The sequence below is a fragment of the Maritimibacter alkaliphilus HTCC2654 genome (assembly GCF_000152805.1).
GTDB lineage: Bacteria > Pseudomonadota > Alphaproteobacteria > Rhodobacterales > Rhodobacteraceae > Maritimibacter > Maritimibacter alkaliphilus.
Genome location: NZ_CH902578.1, coordinates 3,220,363 through 3,237,423, shown reverse-complemented (window position 1 = coordinate 3,237,423; position 17,061 = coordinate 3,220,363). Strand labels below are relative to the sequence as shown.

Sequence of the window (17,061 nt, the reverse complement as noted above, 5' to 3'; positions counted from 1 at the left end):
CAAGGCTCCCAGAGCGCGGGCCGCTTGTCGGCCCGCCCCTTTCGCGAACCGCTGACCGGCCCCGGCGCCCGATCGGGACGGGTCGGGCCTTGGCCATGCCTCCGGGCCGCAATCCCCCTTTCCCCTCCCCACGCCCCGGCATAGGCTCCCCCCATGCTGCGGTTCGCCCTTACCCGTGCCCTGTCCCTCGCCCTGTCGCTTGTCGTGGCGTCAGTGGTGATCTTCGCCGTGATCGAGGTCATTCCGGGCGATCCGGCGGCCTATATGCTCGGCATGAATGCAAGCCCCGAAGCGGTCGAGGCGCTGCGCGATCAGCTTGGCCTGAACGGCTCGATCCCGGAACGCTACATCAGCTGGATGGGCGGGATGCTCACCGGCGATTTCGGAACGTCCTATACCTACAAGGTGCCGGTGTCGGAACTCGTCGCCCAGCGCCTGAACGTCTCGGTGCCGCTTGCGCTCTACGCCTTGGTTCTCTCCACGATCATCGCGATTCCCGTGGGTCTGATCGCGGCTTCCACCCGCGGTTCGGTGGCGGATTACGGGATCATGGGGGCCACCCAACTCGGCATCGCCGTGCCGAATTTCTGGTTCGCGATGATCCTCGTCTTCATCTTCGCCGTGACGCTCAGGTGGTTCAACGCGGGGGGCTTTCCGGGCTGGGACGCAGGCCTATGGCCCGGACTGAAGGCACTGACCCTGCCCGCCGTGGCCCTTGCCCTGCCGCAAGCCTCGATCCTCGCCCGCGTCATGCGCTCGGCGCTGATCGAAACGCTCGGGCAGGACTATATCCGCACCGCCCGCGCCAAGGGCCTGAGCCGGGGACAGGCCACCACCCGCCACGCGCTCAGGAACGCGCTCATTCCGGTGCTCACCATCATCGGGCTTCAGTTCTCGTTCCTGCTCGCGGGCGCGATCATCATCGAGAACGTGTTTTACCTGCCCGGCCTCGGTCGCCTGATCTTCCAAGGCATCACCCAGCGCGACCTCGTCGTGGTCGAAAGCCTCGTCATGCTGCTGGTCTTCGCGGTGATCCTCGTCACCTTCCTCGTCGACATCGCCTATGCCGCCGTCGATCCGCGGCTGAGGAAGCCACGATGAAGGTGCCCGCAACGCTCATTTTCGGCGTGATCCTGTCGGCCTTCTTCGTGCTGGTCGCGCTCCTGTCCTTCGTCTGGACACCTCACGACGTCGCCGCGCTGAACATCGCGGACAAGATGCAGGCCCCGAGCGCGACCTACTGGCTCGGCACCGATCATTTCGGGCGCGACACGCTGTCCATGCTCATGGTCGGCGCGCGCACCTCCATCGCGGTCGCCATCGTGGCCGTCGGCATCGGGATCGTCATCGGCGTGCCGCTGGGTCTCGCCGCCGCCGCCAATCGGGGATCGCTGATCGACGAGATCATCATGCGCGGCAACGACCTCGTCTTCGCGTTCCCTTCGCTCGTCATCGCGATCCTGATTACCGCCGTCTTCGGCCCGTCCGCCGTGAACGCGATCCTCGCCATCGGCATTTTCAACATCCCCGTTTTCGCCCGTGTCACGCGCGGCGGCGCACTCAGCCTCTGGACCCTCGACTACATCCTCGCGGCCCGCGTGGCCGGTAAGGGGCGGCTCAGGATCAGCGCCGAGCATATCCTGCCCAACATCTTGAACCTGCTGATCGTCCAGGGCACGATCCAGTTCTCGCTGGGCATTCTTGCGGAAGCGGCCCTCAGCTACATCGGCCTCGGCGCGCAGCCACCCACGCCAAGCTGGGGCCGGATGCTGTCGGAGGCGCAGACGATGATCTACACAGCCCCGCGCCTCGCCCTCTGGCCCGGTCTTGCCATCGTCGCGATGGTGCTGGGCCTCAACCTCATGGGCGACGGTCTGCGCGACCTGACCGATCCGCGGCTGAGACGAGGCCGCGCATGATCCGGGTCGAAGATCTGTCCCTTACCATCGGCGAGGCGTCGATCCTGCGCCATGTGTCGTTCGACATCGCACCGGGCAAGGTGACCGCGCTCGTGGGCGAAAGCGGCTCGGGCAAGTCCATGACCGCCTTCACCGTCATGGGCCTTCAACCCCGGAGCGCCGAGGTCACCGGGCGGGTCATGCTGGACGACCGGAACCTGCTCGACGCGGGCGAGAAACAACTGAACCGCATCCGGGGCAACCGGATCGGCATGATCTTTCAGGAGCCGATGACGGCGCTGAACCCGGTCAAGACCATCGGCGATCAGGTGGCCGAGACCCTGCTCATCCACGGCAAGACCTCGCGCGCCGAGGCCCATCGCATCGCCGCCGAAAAACTGACCCGCGTGGGCCTGCCCCCTGACCGCTTCCCGCTGTCGCGCTTCCCGCACGAACTGTCCGGCGGTCAGCGCCAGCGCGTCGCCATCGCAATGGCCATCGCGCTTTCGCCCGAGCTTCTCATCGCCGACGAACCGACGACCGCGCTCGACGTCACCACGCAGGCGCAGATCCTCGACCTGTTGAACGAACTGGTGGATGAGAGCGGCATGTCGCTGCTCCTCATCACCCACGACCTTGCCGTGGTCGCGGGCATGGCCGATCAGGTCGCGGTGATGAAAGAGGGCGAGATCGTCGAAGCGGACGCGACCGAACCGCTCTTTCGCGGGATGCGGCATGACTACACAAAGCGCCTGTTCGCCGCGACATCGCACCAGCCCCAGCGCAGCCCCCTGCCTCCGGACGACGTGATCCTCGACCTCGCGGGCGTGGTGTGCGAATATCCCGGCAGGCGGCGCGGTCTGTTCGGCCGCTCGGACCCTTTCCGCGCCGTGAACGAGGTGTCGTTCAAGCTGCACGCGGGCGAAAGCCTTGGCCTCGTGGGTGAATCCGGCTGCGGCAAATCCACGCTCACCCGCGCCATTCTGGGCCTCGACCCGGTTCAGGGCGGCACGATCGACGCCTTCGGCAAACGGATCGGCCCGGATTTCCCGAACGCCCTGCGCTCCGGCATTCAGGTCGTGTTCCAAGACCCCTACGCCTCTTTCAACCCGCGCTGGCGGGTCGAACGTCTGGTGGCCGAACCCTTCCACCTCATGCCCACGCCGCCCGCCGACCGGCGCGAACGGGTGGCCGAGGTGCTCAGGGACGTGGGCCTCCCCGCCGATGCGATGGGCCGTTACATTCACGAATTCTCCGGCGGCCAGCGTCAGCGCATCGCCATCGCGCGCGCGCTCATCACGCGCCCCGAACTGATCGTGCTGGACGAGGCGGTCTCGGCGCTCGACGTGTCGATCCGCGCCCAGATCCTCGACCTCATCGCGCGGCTTCAGGCCGAGCATCGGCTGGCCTATATCTTCATCTCCCATGACCTGTCCGTCGTGCGCGCGGTCACCGACCGGGTGATGGTGATGAAGGCGGGCGAGATCGTCGAGGCGGGCGAAACACAAACCGTGTTCAACGCGCCCCGGCACCCCTATACGCGGCAACTCATCGCCGCGACCCCGCGCATCCCCGAAGACTGGCAGGAGGCAAAACATGCGTGATCATCTCTGGTACGACGCGACGCAGGTGCATATCGGCGGCGAATGGCGCGCGCCCTTCGGCGGCGCACAGCTCGACCTCGAAGACCCCTCGACGGGCGAGGTCATCGGCTCCATCGCGCGCGGCACCGCCGAAGACATCGACGCCGCCGTCACCGCCGCGCAAGCCGCACTGGATGGCGACTGGGGCCGGATGAGTGCGCTGGAACGCGGTCGCATCCTTGCCGAAATCGGGCGCCTCGTCGAACGCAGGATCGACGACCTTGCGATCATCGAGGCGACCGACGTGGGCAAACCGCTTACGCAGGCGCGCAACGACGCCATCGCGCTTGCCCGCTACATGGAATTCTACGCGGGCGCCGCCGACAAGGTGCATGGCGAGACGATCCCCTATCTCGACGGCTACACCGTCTATACCTTGCGCGAACCGCACGGCGTGACCGGACACATCATCCCGTGGAACTACCCGATGCAGATCATCGGCCGCTCGGTCGGTGCGGCGCTCGCCATGGGCAACGCATGTGTCCTGAAACCCGCCGAAGAAGCCTGCCTCACCGCGCTGGCCTTCGTGGCGCTGGCCGAAGAGGCGGGGCTGCCCCCCGGCGCGCTGAACGTGGTGCCGGGACTGGGGGAAGAGGCGGGCGCGGCGCTCACCTCCCACCCCGGCGTGCACCACATCAGCTTCACCGGCTCCGTGGGCGTCGGGTCGCTCGTGCAGGCCTCGGCGGCCCGGAACGTGGTCCCGGTCACGCTCGAACTCGGCGGCAAGTCGCCACAGATCGTCTTTGCGGATGCCGATCTCGAGGCAGCCATCCCCTTCCTCGTCGGCGCCTGCATCCAGAACGCAGGCCAGACCTGCTCGGCCTCGTCCCGCGTCCTGATCCAGCGCCCGATCTACGAAGAGTTAATCGAGGCGATGGCGGCACGATACGACGCGATGATCTCGGCCCCCGCGCGCACCGATGCGAACCTCGGCCCGCTGATCTCGGCCAAGCAGAAAGACATCGTGACGGGCTATCTGGAAAAAGGCCGCGACCTGCGCGTGGCCGGCATGGGCTCCATCGCCGAAGGCGCGCCGGAGGGGGGCCACTATGTCCCCGCCACGCTCTTTGCCGACGTGCCCCCGGATCACCCGCTGGCGCAGGAGGAAATCTTCGGCCCGGTTCAGGTCGCGATCCCATTCGAGACCGAAGAAGAGGCCATCGCCATCGCCAACGGCACCGATTACGGCCTCGTCGCGAGCGTCTGGACCGAGAACGGTGCCCGCCAGATGCGTATGGCCAAGAAAATCCGCGCCGGTCAGGTCTTTATCAACAACTACGGCGCGGGCGGCGGCGTCGAACTGCCCTTCGGCGGCACCGGCAAGTCCGGCCATGGCCGCGAAAAGGGGTTCGAGGCGCTTTACGGCTTCTCGACGCTCAAGACCGTCGCCGCGAAACATGGCTGATACTCTGCACACGCCCCGCGGCTCTTTATCGGTCCACGATTACGCCGGTGGGGATTTGGGGCAGACAGCACCTGCTCCAAAGGATCGCCCGCGCCAGAAGGCGAAAGCCCCGTGATCGCAACACGCCTGACGAACCGCGACGCCCGCCGCCTCTGGCTCGCGGCCCACGGCCTGCTCGACGCGCCGACACGGGCGCCGGACGTGATGGCGATCATCCGCGACCTTGGCTTTCTCCAGATCGACACGATCCGAAACGTGGTCCGCGCCCATGACCACATCCTCTGGAGCCGCGCCCACACCTATCGCGAAGGCCGGGTCTGGCGACATCTGGCACGGCGAGAGCTGTTCGAACATTTCACCCACGACGCCTCGCTCATTCCGCGCGAGGTGTTGCCTGACTGGCACCGCCAGTTTCGCAGGCTCGGCGCGAAGGCCGCGCGCGGCGCGTGGTATCAGTCAGGACTCGCACGTGGCGAGATCGACGCGATCCGCGCCCGCATCGCCGAGGAGGGGGCCCTGTCCACCCATGCCTTCGACACCAAGGTCGAAAGCCGGGAAATGTGGGCGCGCCCGCCGCACAAAAAGGCGCTGGACCAGATGTGGTATGCGGGCGACCTCGCCACCTGCCACCGGGAAAATTTCGTCAAGTTCTACGATCTGGGCGACCGCGTCTTGGGCGGGATCGACCACGGGCGGAGCGAGGCCGAACAGGCCGGCGCATTGCATGACGCGGCCATGGCGCGGCTCGGGCTGGCCAACGCAAGCGAACTCAACCGCTACTGGGATGCGACAGGCCCCGCCGAGGCTCGTGACTGGACCGAGCGCGCCGACCTCGTCCCGGTCGAGGTCGAGGCGGCGGACGGCACGGTGGCCCGATCCTTTGCGCATCCCGAGCACCTCGCCCGCCTGCCCGATCTGGCCGACCCGACCACCCGCATCCGTATCGTGAACCCGTTCGACCCCGCGTTTCGCGACCGCGCCCGTACCGAACGTCTGTTCGGCTTTCACTACCGAAACGAGATGTTCGTGCCGCAGGCCAAACGTGTCTACGGATACTACGTCTATCCCCTGCTCGAAGGCGACCGGTTCGTCGGGCGGACGGAGGTGAAGGCGGACAAGGCCTCGGGCATGCTTACCGTCACGGGCTTCTGGCCCGAGCCTAGTGTGCGCTGGGGCGCAGGGCGCACCGCACGGCTCGACGCGGAGCTCGACCGCTTCGCGCGGTTCGGCGGCCAGGCAGGCGTCACGTGGACTTGCCCCCGCCCCTGACCTGCGTCAGTCTCGCGGCAAAATTGGGAGAGGACCATGCGGCTTCAAGACAAGACAGCGATCGTGACCGGCGGCGGTTCGGGCTTCGGCGCGGGCATCGTGCGCAAATTCGCAGCCGAAGGCGCGAAGGTCTGCGTGGCAGATATCAACCTCGACGCCGCGCAGACGATCGCGGAAGAAGTGGGCGGGGTCGCCCTGTCCGTGGACGTGGGCAAAGCCGCGTCGGTCGAAGCCTTCGCGCGGGACGTGAAAGCGGCGCTGGGGGATATCGACATCCTCGTGAACAACGCGGGCGTCACCCATCTTCCGAAACCGATGGAAGAGGTCACCGAGGACGAATTCGACCGCGTGCTCACGGTGAACGCGAAATCGGTCTACCTCATGGCCCGCGCTTTCGTCCCCGACATGAAGGCGGCGGGCAAGGGCGCGATCCTCAACATCGCCTCGACCGCAGGTCTCAGCCCGCGCCCGAACCTGAACTGGTACAACGCCTCGAAAGGCTGGATGATCACGGCGACCAAGACCATGGCGGTGGAACTGGCCCCCTTCGGCATCCGCGTGAACGCGTTGGCCCCCGTGGCCGGTGAAACCCCGCTCCTCAAGTCGTTCATGGGCGAGGATACGCCCGAGATGCGCGCCAAGTTCGTGTCCACGATCCCGCTGGGCCGCTTTTCGACGCCCGAAGACATGGGCAACGCCGCCTGCTTCCTGTGTTCGGACGAGGCCAGCATGGTCACAGGGGTCGCGATGGAAGTGGACGGCGGGCGCTGTATCTGAGGGCAACGCCCGTGGCACGGGCCGGGGGTTTCACACCCCCGGACCCCCGTGAGGTTTTTTGAAACAGAGAAGGGGCGGCGATGCGACCCGGAGCGCGAAACCTGATTACCGACGTGGCGGGCCTGAGGGTCGGCAACGCCTCCGACGCCACGATCAAGACCGGGTCGACGGTGCTGGTGGGCGACACGCCCTTCGTCGCGGGCGTGCATGTCATGGGCGGGGCGCCGGGCACGCGGGAGACAGACCTGCTCGCCCCCGACAAGACGGTGCAGGAGGTCGACGCGCTTGTGCTATCGGGTGGCTCTGCTTTCGGGCTGGATGCGGCTTCAGGCGTGGCGGATGCGCTGCGCACGGCAGGGCGCGGGTTCTTCGTCGGGCCGGTGAACGTGCCGATCGTTCCGGGCGCGATCCTGTTCGACCTCATCAATGGCGGAGACAAGGATTGGGGCGAGAACCCTTACAAGGCGCTAGGGCGCGCAGCGTATGAGGCCGCACGCGAGGACTTCTCTCTGGGCAGCGAAGGCGCGGGCACCGGGGCCTTGACGGCGGACCTGAAAGGCGGGCTCGGGTCTGCCTCGCTCGTGCTGGACAACGGGGTGACGGTCGGGGCGCTGGTCGCGGCGAACCCGGTGGGCGGTGTCGTGGGGCCACAGGGCCAGTTCTGGGCCAGCCCCTGGGAATTCGACGGTGAGTTCGGGGCGCGCGGACCTGTCACCGGTTTCGACCCGGGCGAAACGCCAGTCACGAAGCTGACCCCCCGAACGGCAACGACCATCGCCATCGTGGCCACGGACGCGGCCCTGACACAGGCGCAGGCCACCCGCATGGCGACGGCGGCCCACGACGGAATGGCGCGCGCGATCCACCCGAGCCACACGCCGCATGACGGTGACCTCGTCTTCGCCGCCGCCACCGGCGCGCGCGCGCTTGCAAGTCCCGACATCGACTTGATGCACATCGGTCATGCGGCCGCCACCTGTCTTGCCCGTGCCATTGCGCGGGCGGTCTATACCGCCTCCGCGCAACCGGGCGACGTGATGCCCACCTGGGCCGCGCGTTTCGGCGGCGATTGACCGGACGCCGATATGCGCCGACACTCCTCGCGATTTCAGCCAGTCATTCGGAGGACACCATGACCCGTATCGCCGCGTTCGCCGCCGCCCTTTCCCTTGCCGCGACCCCGCTTCTTGCCGATGAAGTGACCGACACCCTGTCCTCGGCCCTTCAGGCCTATGAGGAGGGCGATATCGACTATGCCATCGAGGAACTGGACTACGCCAAGTCGTTGATGCGGGCGATGAAGACGACCGCGCTGGAGCAGTTCCTGCCGGAGCCGCCCGCGGGCTATACGGTCGAGGTCGACACGGACGTCGGCACGGGAATGGCGATGCTGGGAGGCGGCGTCGGGACCGAGGGCACCTATTCCAACGGGTCCGACGAATTCTCGATCTCGATCATGGTCGACAACCCGATGGTCACCGCATTCGGCGGGATGCTCCAGAACGCGGCCCTTCTGGGGATGAAGGTCGAGCGGATCGGGCGGGAGAAATTCATCGTCGACGACGACGAGATCACCGGGCTGATCGACGGTCGCATTCTGATCCGGGCCGAGGGCGGCGAACGGGAGCTCGTACTCTCCGTCCTCGAAACCATGGACTTCGAGGCGCTCGAAGACTTCGGGGGTTGAGCTACGCGTCCGGATCGGCTTGCGTTGCCAAAGGCCCCGTTTCGCTTTAGAGCGATACAATTAACACGTTAAGCACTGGAGGATGCCATGCCGCGCGACACCACCGATCTGGCCGGACTTCTGAAAGACCCCTCGCTTCTGGCGACCAAAGCCTATGTCGCCGGGGAATGGATCGACGCCGATGATGGCGCCACATTCCAAGTCACGAACCCCGCGCGGGGCGATGTGATCTGCACCGTCCCCGATCTGGGCCGGGCCGAGACCGCGCGCGCCATCGCGGCGGCTGAGGCGGCGCAAGCCGGATGGCGGGCGATGACGGCGAAGGAACGCGCGAACATCCTGCGCACATGGTTCAACCTGATGATGGAGAACCAGGAGGATCTGGGCGCGATCCTGTCGGCGGAGATGGGCAAGGCGATCACCGAGGCCAAGGGCGAGATCGCCTATGGCGCGTCCTTCATCGAGTGGTTCGCCGAAGAGGGCAAGCGCATCTATGGCGAGACGATCCCCGGCCATCAGCCGGACAAGCGCCTTATGGTCATTCGTCAGCCGGTGGGCGTCGTCGGCTCGATCACGCCGTGGAACTTCCCCAATGCCATGATTACGCGGAAATGCGGCCCGGCGCTTGCCGCAGGCTGCGGTTTCGTGGCCAAACCGGCGGGTGAAACGCCTCTGTCCGCACTCGCCCTCGCCGTGCTGGCCGAACGTGCGGGCATTCCGGCGGGGCTGTTCAGCGTCGTCACCTCGTCGCGCTCGTCCGACATCGGCAAGGAGTTCTGCGAGAACCCGACCGTGCGGAAGCTGACCTTTACCGGATCGACGGGCGTCGGGCGCATCCTTCTGGCCCAAGCCGCCGATCAGGTCATGAAATGCTCGATGGAGCTGGGCGGCAACGCGCCCTTCATCGTGTTCGACGACGCGGACCTCGATGAAGCGGTTCAGGGCGCCATCGCCTGCAAGTTCAGAAACAACGGCCAGACCTGTGTCTGCGCCAACCGGATCTACGTGCAGGACGGGGTTTATGACGCCTTCGCCGAAAAATTCGCGGCTGCCGTCGCCAAACTCAAGGTGGGCGACGGGCTGGACCCGGAGACCGACCTCGGCCCCCTCATCACATCGAAGGCGGTCGAGAAGGTGGAGGAGCACCAGAACGACGCGGTCGCCAAGGGCGGTGAGATCATCCTCGGCGGCACGCCGCACGATCTGGGTGGGCTGTTCTATCAACCGACCATCGTCAAGAACGCGACGCAGGACATGGCATGCGCGACCGACGAGACGTTCGGGCCGTTCGCCCCGCTCTTCCGTTTCACCGACGAGGCCGATGTGATCCAGAAGGCGAACGATACCATCTTCGGCCTCGCCAGCTATTTCTACGCCCGCGATCTCAGCCGGGTCTACAAGGTGGCCGAGGCGCTGGAATACGGCATCGTCGGGGTGAACACAGGCATCATCTCGACCGAGGTCGCCCCGTTCGGCGGTGTGAAGCAGTCCGGGCTTGGCCGCGAAGGATCGAAGCACGGGATCGAGGATTTCCTCGAACTGAAATACATCTGCATGTCCGTCTAAGGCTTCTGCGCGGTCCGGGAACCCGAGACGCAAAGGGCGCGGCGTCCCGGCTTTGGTCGGGGCGGCACGCGGGCCACTTCAATTGAAGCCTGCGCGGCCCGTTCGGTGAATTGGCCCGCGCATGACGCGGTCGTAGGTGCGGCCATGGAGACCGAGCGGGGTTTTGCCCCGCTCGTTTCGTTTCAGTGCAGCCGAAGGTCCATCGTCGCCTCCATCCGGCGTCCAAGGCGGATGACCGCGGATTCTTCGGCTTCTTTCCTGAACAACTTCTTGTCCGCCATCATCTCCTCCTGTTCGGCGATCATGCCGGCGATGATCGGCGTGGACATATCCGTGAAACCGCCCCACCACGCCTTCGCGATCTTGGGATGGTCGTGATGCGGCAGGTATTCGATCAGCGTTTCCAGAAAGGTCGAGCCAAAGATCGGGAACATATCCTGCTTCACACCCAGCCGCGCATGGCGTTTGCCGAACTCGATCAGCTCCCCATCCAGATCGCGACCGGATTCCATACCACGCATGGTCATCGCGACGGCGGCATACAGCATCAGCGCCTGCTTGTCCTGATTGTGGACGAACAGGCGACGCGCTTCCGGCACCTGTTCAAAGAACCGGTCGTAGAACCGGCGGGAAAATTCGATCCGGACCGAATACAGATCGCTCAGGCACGCCCGGATCAAACCTGCGTTTTCAAATGGCATTACCCCACTCCTCAAAATAGTCACGCAGGATGGGTATGGCCGGGGTCGCGTTAAAGATGGGTGACTAACCGTCGTCGGAACGCGGCGTTTTTGAAACAAACCCGACGCAAAGAAAAACGCGCGGGCCGAAACCCGCGCGTCTGCACCTTTGGATGTGGCCCGGGATCAGGCCTCGATGGCTTTCGCCTCGATGTCGTTCGCCTTCGCGATTTCGATCCGGCGCGGCTTCAGTGCTTCCGGCACTTCGCGCACAAGATCGACGTGGAGCATGCCGTTCTCATGCACGGCGCCCGTCACGCGGACGTGGTCGGCAAGATGGAAGCGGCGCTCGAACGCGCGGGTCGCGATGCCGCGATGGAGGTAGGTCTTCTGCTCGCCGTCCTCGGCCTTTTTCGCCGAGATCACGAGCGACTTTTCCTTCACCTCGACGCCCAGCTCCTCATCGGTGAAGCCGGCCACGGCCACCGAGATACGCCAGCCGTCGTCGGCGGTCTTTTCGATGTTGTAAGGGGGGTAGCTCTCGCGGCTCACGTCGTTGGTGAATACCCGGTCCATCAGGTCGGCAATCTGGTCGAAACCGACGGTGGCACGGTAGAGCGGCTGCATATCGATCGTACGCATGGTCATCCTCATCTGAGCAATAACAATGTTGAGCCTTCCCAAGGGGACAGGCGGGAATACGGACCCGGTCATCGGCGCCCGTGATAGTCAGATGGGGAAGATTTTCGGGGTTTCAAGACCCGCGCGAACGGTTCCGGATCAGCCGCCCGGACGCAGGAATTTGGCGGTCGACGCCGCGCCCGTATCGCGGCGCACAACGACCGGCGCGGCCCCCTCGGTCGGGGCCGCGACATGAACGAAAATGCCGTCCGAATTGGCGAGAGCCACTTTCAGCGTGTCGAGCGTGTCGCCCAGGCTGGTGCCCAGAGACACCGGAAGCCGACCCGCCGTTGCCTTGGCCGACACCACCGACACCACCACCGGGCGGTTCCACTGGATCATGAAGATCGGCGCACCGGACGATCCGTGATCCACGTCGCAGTTCATCACCAGCGATCCACCCTGACGACCCAGCACCTTGCACGTCTCCTGGATCGACGGGGCCTCGGCCCGGTCGAAGGCGTAAGACACGACACCGACCTCATCGCCCTTGCGCGGCCAGTCGCCCACGGCAAAGGGGGCCACGTTGGTTTTCTGAATCGGCTGATCGAGTTCCAGAAGCGCGATGTCGTTCGCCACGCGCCGGGTGTTATCCTCACCCGCGAAGTCATACGCTTCGTTCACGACGTAGCGCCGCACGCTGCGATAGGCGACCGCGCGCCCGTTGCGCCAGCCTGCGAGAAATTCGATGCTGTTCGCCGGATACCGCTCGCCCGTATCGGCGTTGTAGACGCAGTGCGCCGCCGTCAGCACCAGCGTTTCCGAAATCAGCGCCCCGGAGCAGAACGCCTCGCCCGCGATATTCAGCCGCCCGACCGCTTCCCACCCCTTGCTGTCGTTCGCCGTCATCAGCGCGCGCAGTTCGGACGGGTCCGCGGCCACGGGCATCGCAGCGAAAAACGCCATGAAGGCGGCGAACAATCGGATCATGGGCGAACCTCGGCCTGCAATTCGGGTCGAGGTTCGGGCTACCGGGGGTTTAGGGCGAAAATGTGGCCCGGCGCGCGGCCCACCTCAGTCTGTTGCCATCTTGCGCGGACGCGGCCCGCCCGTCGCCCAATCAAGAAGCTCGACAGTGTGCACCACTGGCACGTCCGCGCCGCTCCCGATCTGGATCATGCAGCCGATGTTGCCCGCCGCGATCACCTCTGGCCCCTTGGCCATGAGCGTGCGCACTTTGCGCTCCTTGAGTTGCGCGGAAATCTCCGGCTGCATCAGATTATACGTTCCCGCCGAGCCGCAGCACAGGTGACTGTCGGCAGGCTCAACAACCTCGAACCCGGCGCGTTTCAGCAGGTCCTTGGGATAGGTCTTGATCTGCTGGCCATGCTGAAGCGAACAGGCCGCGTGATAGGCCACGCGCATGTCTTGCGTGCCCTCGGGCAGATCGAGTTGCATGAGCAGTTCCGAGACGTCCATCGCAATCGCAGACACCCGCGCCGCGTCCGCCGCCATATCGGTCGTGCGGAACATGTGGCCGTAATCCTTTACGGTCGTCCCGCAGCCGGACGTATTGATGACCACCGCGTCCAGCCCCTCGCCATCCATCTCGGCGACCCACGCGCGGATGTTCTTGGCCGCCGTCCCATGCGCCTCGGCCTCCTTGCCCATGTGGTGGGTGAGCGCCCCGCAGCACCCCTGCCCCTTGGCCACCACAACGTCGCAGCCCATACGCCGAAGCAGCCGGATCGTCGCGTCGTTAATGTCCGTATCAAGCGCCCGCTGCGCACAGCCCGTCATCAGCGCGACCCGCTTCCGGCGCGGGCCCGTCGCCGGAAACACTTGCGCATCGTCATTCCGGCTCACCGGCGGGATCTGCTTGGGTGCCATCGCCAGCATCGCAAGCAACCGCGCATCCGGGATCAGCCCGCGAAACGGCTTGCCGATCTTGGCACCCAGCAGCGCCAGCCGGAACCGCCCCGGATAGGGCAGGATACGCGCCAGCGTCCAGCGCAGTAACCGGTCCATCAGGGGGCGTTTGTAGGTCTTCTCGATATGCGCCCGCGCATGATCCACCAGATGCATGTAGTGCACGCCAGACGGGCAGGTCGTCATGCAGGCCAGACAGGACAGACACCGGTCGATGTGCTTGACCGTCTTCTCATCTGCGGGCCGCCCACTCTCCAACATATCCTTGATGAGATAGATGCGCCCCCGCGGGCTGTCCAACTCGTCGCCAAGCACCTGATAGGTCGGACATGTCGCGGTGCAGAACCCGCAATGCACACAGGCGCGCAGGATTTCGTTCGACCGGGCGATGCCGGGGTCGATCAGTTGCTCATCCGAGAAAAACGTCTGCAACTACACCCCCATCAAACCGGGGTTCAGAATGCCCCGCGGATCGAATTTCGCCTTGATCTGCCGGTTCAGCGCCGCGATGGGCGTAGGCTCCGGCTGGAACACCGGCACGGCGGCCCGTGTCTCGGCACGCGCGCGCACCAGCGTCGCATGTCCGCCCAGCTTCGCGATCTCGCCCCGCAACACCTCGGCACCGCAGTCGCCCGTGTCCGGCACGGCGAGCCACATGAGCCCCCCGCCCCAGTCCAGCACCGCATCGCTCACCCGTGCGCCGAGAGCGTCCAGAAGCCTCGGCGCATCCCCCGGCTTCACGCTGACTTTCCACACCGCCGCATCCGTCCCGGCAAAGGGCGCCACGTCGCGCACCTCGGCCCAGAGCGCCGCACTCGCGGCCCCCTCGACCAGTTCGAACCCGGCGAGCGGTCCGTCCTGCAAGGCTTTGGTCCGGTAAGCGACCGCCCCCGTCAGCCCTTCGAGCCGCACCTGCGTGCGCCCGCCCACCAGATGCGCCGCCCCCGTGACGTCGAAGGGCGATCCCAATGCGGCGGACAGTTTCCGCACGGCCTGAGCGGGCGAAAGCCCCTCGGCCACGAGCGAGGCTTGCACTTCGGGCCGCGCCTGCACCTTCAGGCTCACTTCGCTCAACACCCCGAGCGTGCCCCACGACCCGGCCATGAGCTTGACCAGATCGTAGCCGGTGACGTTCTTCATCACCCGCCCGCCGTTCTTCACGACGCGCCCGGCGCCATCGACGAACCGCGCGCCGAGCGTGAAATCGCGCGCCGCGCCCGACTGGATGCGCCGCGGCCCTGACACGTTCGCCGCGACCGCCCCGCCGATGGTCGGCACGCCTGACGTGCCCAAGAGCACCCGATGATCCATCGGCTCGAACGCCAACCTCTGCCCCTCGTCCTCCAGAAGCGCCTCGATCTCTGCCAGCGGCGTTCCGGCCCCGACCACCAGCGTTAACGCCCCCGGTTCATAGAGCGTCACGCCAACGATCCCGACCTCCAGAACCTCGCCGACGACCGGCGCGCCCACGTCGTGCGTGCCGCCACCCTTGATCCGGAGCGGCCCGTTCGCCCCCTTCACCGCCTCCGCGAGGTCCGTCTCACTCTCGATCCGCATCATCTTCTCTGTTTCAAAAAACCTCGGGGGGTTCGGGGGGCTGGCCCCCCGACCGGGTCGACCGGGCCCAAGCCCGGGCGAAATCTATCCGCGCCGCGCCGCGCTCACGTCGAGCGGAAACACCTTGGCCGGGTTCAGAATCCACCCCGGATCGAACACGTCCTTGACCGCCATCTGCATGTCCAGATCTTCGGGTGTGTATTGCACCCCCATCAGGTCGCGCTTTTCGATCCCCACCCCGTGCTCGCCGGTCAGGCAGCCGCCAACCTCGACACAGAGCTTCAGGATATCCGCGCCCATCGCCTCGCATTTCTCAAGCTCGCCGGGGGTGTTGGCATTGTAGAGGATCAGCGGATGCATGTTGCCGTCGCCCGCGTGAAACACGTTACCGACCTTCAGCCCGTATTGATCCGACAACTCCCCGATCCGGCCCAGCACATGCGGCAATTCGCTGACCGGAATCGTCCCGTCGAGGCACATGTAGTCGTTGATCTGCCCCATCGCGCCGAAGGCCGACTTGCGCCCGAGCCAGATTTTCGCGCTCTGCTCGGGCGAAGCCGACTGGCGCACCTCCACCGGGTCGTGGCGTTCGGCGATGGCGATGATGCGGGACAGCTGGTCGTCGATCTCGGCCTCGCTGCCTTCGACTTCGATGATGAGCAGCGCCTCGCAATCGGGATATCCCGCGCCGGTGAAGGCCTCGGTCGCTTCGATACAGGGGCGGTCCATGAATTCGATGGCGACCGGCACGATGCCCGTCTTGATGATGTCCGACACGCAGGCCCCGGCGACGACATTCGAGTCGAAACCGATCAGCACGGGCCGCGCCCCTTCCGGCTTGGCGAGAATACGCAGCGTCGCCTCGGTCACGACGCCCAACTGGCCCTCGGAGCCACAGACGAGACCCAAAAGGTCCAGCCCGCCCGCGTCCAGATGCGCGCCGCCGATCTCGATCACTTCACCATCGGCCATGACCATCTTGACGCCCATCAGGTTGTTGGTCGTGACCCCGTATTTCAGGCAATGCGCCCCGCCGGAATTCATCGCGATATTGCCCGCAATCGCGCAGGCGAGCTGGCTTGACGGATCGGGGGCATAGAAGAATCCGTCCGCCTCCACCGCGCCCGTGACCGACAGGTTGGTGCGCCCGGCCTCGACCCGGATGAACCGATTGGCGTAGTCGACCTCCAGCACGTCGGCCAGCCGCGCCACCCCAAGGATCACGCTGTCCGCCGTCGGCAGCGCCCCACCGGCGAGCGAGGTGCCGGAGCCACGCGGGACCACCGGAACGCCCTCGGCATGGCAGATTTTCATCACCGCGCTCACCTCGGCGGTCGAGGTGGGCAGGACCGCGCACATCGGCGGGCAGCGATAGGCCGACAGGGCGTCGCATTCATATGCCTTGAGTTCGATCCCGTCGTCGATCACGGCGTCGGCGGGCAACACCTCGCGCAAGCGCGATACGATCCGGTCCTTTCGGGCGAGGATGTCCTCGCGCGGTTCTGGCATCTGCATGGCGCACCTCCCTGTCCCGAACGTAATACGGCCCGCACGGCACCGACGCAAACCCGTGTATCGCCCTTGCGCTCGCATCGGATGTCGGGTCATCTCGCATCATGGCTTGGGTCAAGATCATACATATCCTTTGCGTCATGGGCTGGATGACGTCGATTTTCGCCGTCCCCCGCGCGATTATCTACTGGAAGCGCGACTGGGATCGTCACACGGCACAGGGGCCGATCGGTGACCTGACCTTCCGCCTGTACCGCTTTTCCGCCGGGCTCGGCGTGATCGCGGCGATCACCGGGCTGTGGATGGCATGGGATCAGGGGTTTCCCGGCTGGGTCTGGCTGAAACTCGGCCTCGTCGCCCTGCTCGCGGTTCACTACGTCTGGACCGGACGGCTCGTCATCAAGGCGCAGCGTGGATCGTTCGAGCAGTCGGACAAGTACCTGCGCATCTTCAACGAACTCTCGGTCCTCGTCGTCATCGCGATCCTCTGGGCCGTCGTGGCCAAGCCGTTCTGACC

At 65.9% G+C, this 17,061-nt stretch carries 16 protein-coding genes; 10 read left to right on the top strand and 6 right to left on the bottom strand.

Annotated features, from left to right (window positions below):
• Window positions 1–153: 153 nt before the first annotated feature.
• The 9 genes from RB2654_RS16860 to RB2654_RS16820 all read left to right on the top strand — a co-directional run bounded on the left by RB2654_RS16860 (window position 154) and on the right by RB2654_RS16820 (window position 10,245).
• Window positions 154–1,101 carry an ABC transporter permease gene (locus RB2654_RS16860; RefSeq protein WP_008334094.1) on the top strand — a complete coding sequence of 316 codons (948 nt, stop codon included), beginning with the start codon at window positions 154–156 and terminating at the stop codon, window positions 1,099–1,101.
• On the top strand, window positions 1,098–1,919 hold the full coding sequence (locus RB2654_RS16855; RefSeq protein WP_008334093.1) for an ABC transporter permease: 822 nt from the start codon (window positions 1,098–1,100) through the stop codon (window positions 1,917–1,919). The genes RB2654_RS16860 and RB2654_RS16855 overlap by 4 nt, the downstream gene beginning before the upstream one ends.
• On the top strand, window positions 1,916–3,502 hold the full coding sequence (locus RB2654_RS16850) for an ABC transporter ATP-binding protein (protein WP_008334091.1): 1,587 nt from the start codon (window positions 1,916–1,918) through the stop codon (window positions 3,500–3,502). The genes RB2654_RS16855 and RB2654_RS16850 overlap by 4 nt, the downstream gene beginning before the upstream one ends.
• Entirely contained in the window at window positions 3,495–4,946 is a 1,452-nt protein-coding gene (locus RB2654_RS16845) for an aldehyde dehydrogenase family protein (RefSeq protein ID WP_008334090.1), read from the top strand. The genes RB2654_RS16850 and RB2654_RS16845 overlap by 8 nt, the downstream gene beginning before the upstream one ends.
• 111 nt (window positions 4,947–5,057) lie before the next feature.
• Window positions 5,058–6,215: a winged helix-turn-helix domain-containing protein gene (locus RB2654_RS16840; RefSeq protein WP_008334089.1), complete on the top strand. Its 1,158-nt coding sequence runs from the start codon at window positions 5,058–5,060 to the stop codon at window positions 6,213–6,215.
• Between the two features lie 36 nt (window positions 6,216–6,251).
• Window positions 6,252–6,992 carry a glucose 1-dehydrogenase gene (locus tag RB2654_RS16835; protein WP_008334079.1) on the top strand — a complete coding sequence of 247 codons (741 nt, stop codon included), beginning with the start codon at window positions 6,252–6,254 and terminating at the stop codon, window positions 6,990–6,992.
• A gap of 80 nt (window positions 6,993–7,072) precedes the next feature.
• Window positions 7,073–8,065, top strand: a complete 993-nt coding sequence (locus RB2654_RS16830; RefSeq protein ID WP_008334078.1) for a P1 family peptidase — start codon at window positions 7,073–7,075, stop codon at window positions 8,063–8,065.
• Window positions 8,066–8,124: 59 nt separating this feature from the next.
• Window positions 8,125–8,679, top strand: coding sequence for a hypothetical protein (locus tag RB2654_RS16825; protein WP_008334072.1), 555 nt, complete (start codon window positions 8,125–8,127; stop codon window positions 8,677–8,679).
• An 87-nt stretch (window positions 8,680–8,766) separates the two neighbouring features.
• A complete protein-coding gene (locus tag RB2654_RS16820) occupies window positions 8,767–10,245 on the top strand; it encodes an NAD-dependent succinate-semialdehyde dehydrogenase (protein WP_008334070.1) in 1,479 nt (492 codons plus the stop codon).
• Between the two features lie 182 nt (window positions 10,246–10,427).
• Here the strand turns inward: RB2654_RS16820 and RB2654_RS16815 are convergent, their stop codons facing one another.
• The 6 genes from RB2654_RS16815 to RB2654_RS16790 form a co-directional block, all read right to left on the bottom strand.
• The gene (locus tag RB2654_RS16815; RefSeq protein WP_040885155.1) at window positions 10,428–10,946 is read right to left on the bottom strand and encodes a globin domain-containing protein; all 519 of its coding nucleotides are present in this window, start codon (window positions 10,944–10,946) and stop codon (window positions 10,428–10,430) included.
• A gap of 165 nt (window positions 10,947–11,111) precedes the next feature.
• A complete protein-coding gene (locus RB2654_RS16810; protein WP_040885152.1) occupies window positions 11,112–11,567 on the bottom strand; it encodes an Hsp20 family protein in 456 nt (151 codons plus the stop codon).
• Between the two features lie 138 nt (window positions 11,568–11,705).
• A complete protein-coding gene (locus RB2654_RS16805) occupies window positions 11,706–12,536 on the bottom strand; it encodes a trypsin-like serine peptidase (RefSeq protein ID WP_008334063.1) in 831 nt (276 codons plus the stop codon).
• Between the two features lie 84 nt (window positions 12,537–12,620).
• Window positions 12,621–13,907, bottom strand: a complete 1,287-nt coding sequence (gene glcF / locus RB2654_RS16800; RefSeq protein ID WP_008334061.1) for a glycolate oxidase subunit GlcF — start codon at window positions 13,905–13,907, stop codon at window positions 12,621–12,623.
• The gene (locus RB2654_RS16795) at window positions 13,908–15,032 is read right to left on the bottom strand and encodes an FAD-binding protein (RefSeq protein WP_040885791.1); all 1,125 of its coding nucleotides are present in this window, start codon (window positions 15,030–15,032) and stop codon (window positions 13,908–13,910) included.
• Window positions 15,033–15,116: 84 nt separating this feature from the next.
• A complete protein-coding gene (locus RB2654_RS16790; RefSeq protein ID WP_008334052.1) occupies window positions 15,117–16,547 on the bottom strand; it encodes an FAD-linked oxidase C-terminal domain-containing protein in 1,431 nt (476 codons plus the stop codon).
• A gap of 101 nt (window positions 16,548–16,648) precedes the next feature.
• Between RB2654_RS16790 and RB2654_RS16785 the strand changes: the two genes are divergently transcribed.
• Entirely contained in the window at window positions 16,649–17,059 is a 411-nt protein-coding gene (locus tag RB2654_RS16785; RefSeq protein ID WP_008334049.1) for a CopD family protein, read from the top strand.
• Window positions 17,060–17,061: the final 2 nt, after the last annotated feature.

Excerpts from the sequence above, each read along its gene's own strand:
- RB2654_RS16830 (WP_008334078.1), top strand. The coding sequence starts at position 7,073 with ATGCGACCCGGAGCGCGAAACCTGATTACCGACGTGGCGGGCCTGAGG.
- RB2654_RS16860 (WP_008334094.1), top strand. The coding sequence starts at position 154 with ATGCTGCGGTTCGCCCTTACCCGTGCCCTGTCCCTCGCCCTGTCGCTT.
- RB2654_RS16810 (WP_040885152.1), bottom strand. The coding sequence starts at position 11,567 with ATGCGTACGATCGATATGCAGCCGCTCTACCGTGCCACCGTCGGTTTC.
- RB2654_RS16785 (WP_008334049.1), top strand. The coding sequence starts at position 16,649 with ATGGCTTGGGTCAAGATCATACATATCCTTTGCGTCATGGGCTGGATG.
- RB2654_RS16820 (WP_008334070.1), top strand. The coding sequence starts at position 8,767 with ATGCCGCGCGACACCACCGATCTGGCCGGACTTCTGAAAGACCCCTCG.
- RB2654_RS16795 (WP_040885791.1), bottom strand. The coding sequence starts at position 15,032 with ATGCGGATCGAGAGTGAGACGGACCTCGCGGAGGCGGTGAAGGGGGCG.
- RB2654_RS16805 (WP_008334063.1), bottom strand. The coding sequence starts at position 12,536 with ATGATCCGATTGTTCGCCGCCTTCATGGCGTTTTTCGCTGCGATGCCC.
- RB2654_RS16850 (WP_008334091.1), top strand. The coding sequence starts at position 1,916 with ATGATCCGGGTCGAAGATCTGTCCCTTACCATCGGCGAGGCGTCGATC.
- RB2654_RS16825 (WP_008334072.1), top strand. The coding sequence starts at position 8,125 with ATGACCCGTATCGCCGCGTTCGCCGCCGCCCTTTCCCTTGCCGCGACC.
- RB2654_RS16855 (WP_008334093.1), top strand. The coding sequence starts at position 1,098 with ATGAAGGTGCCCGCAACGCTCATTTTCGGCGTGATCCTGTCGGCCTTC.
- RB2654_RS16845 (WP_008334090.1), top strand. The coding sequence starts at position 3,495 with ATGCGTGATCATCTCTGGTACGACGCGACGCAGGTGCATATCGGCGGC.
- RB2654_RS16835 (WP_008334079.1), top strand. The coding sequence starts at position 6,252 with ATGCGGCTTCAAGACAAGACAGCGATCGTGACCGGCGGCGGTTCGGGC.
- RB2654_RS16815 (WP_040885155.1), bottom strand. The coding sequence starts at position 10,946 with ATGCCATTTGAAAACGCAGGTTTGATCCGGGCGTGCCTGAGCGATCTG.
- RB2654_RS16790 (WP_008334052.1), bottom strand. The coding sequence starts at position 16,547 with ATGCAGATGCCAGAACCGCGCGAGGACATCCTCGCCCGAAAGGACCGG.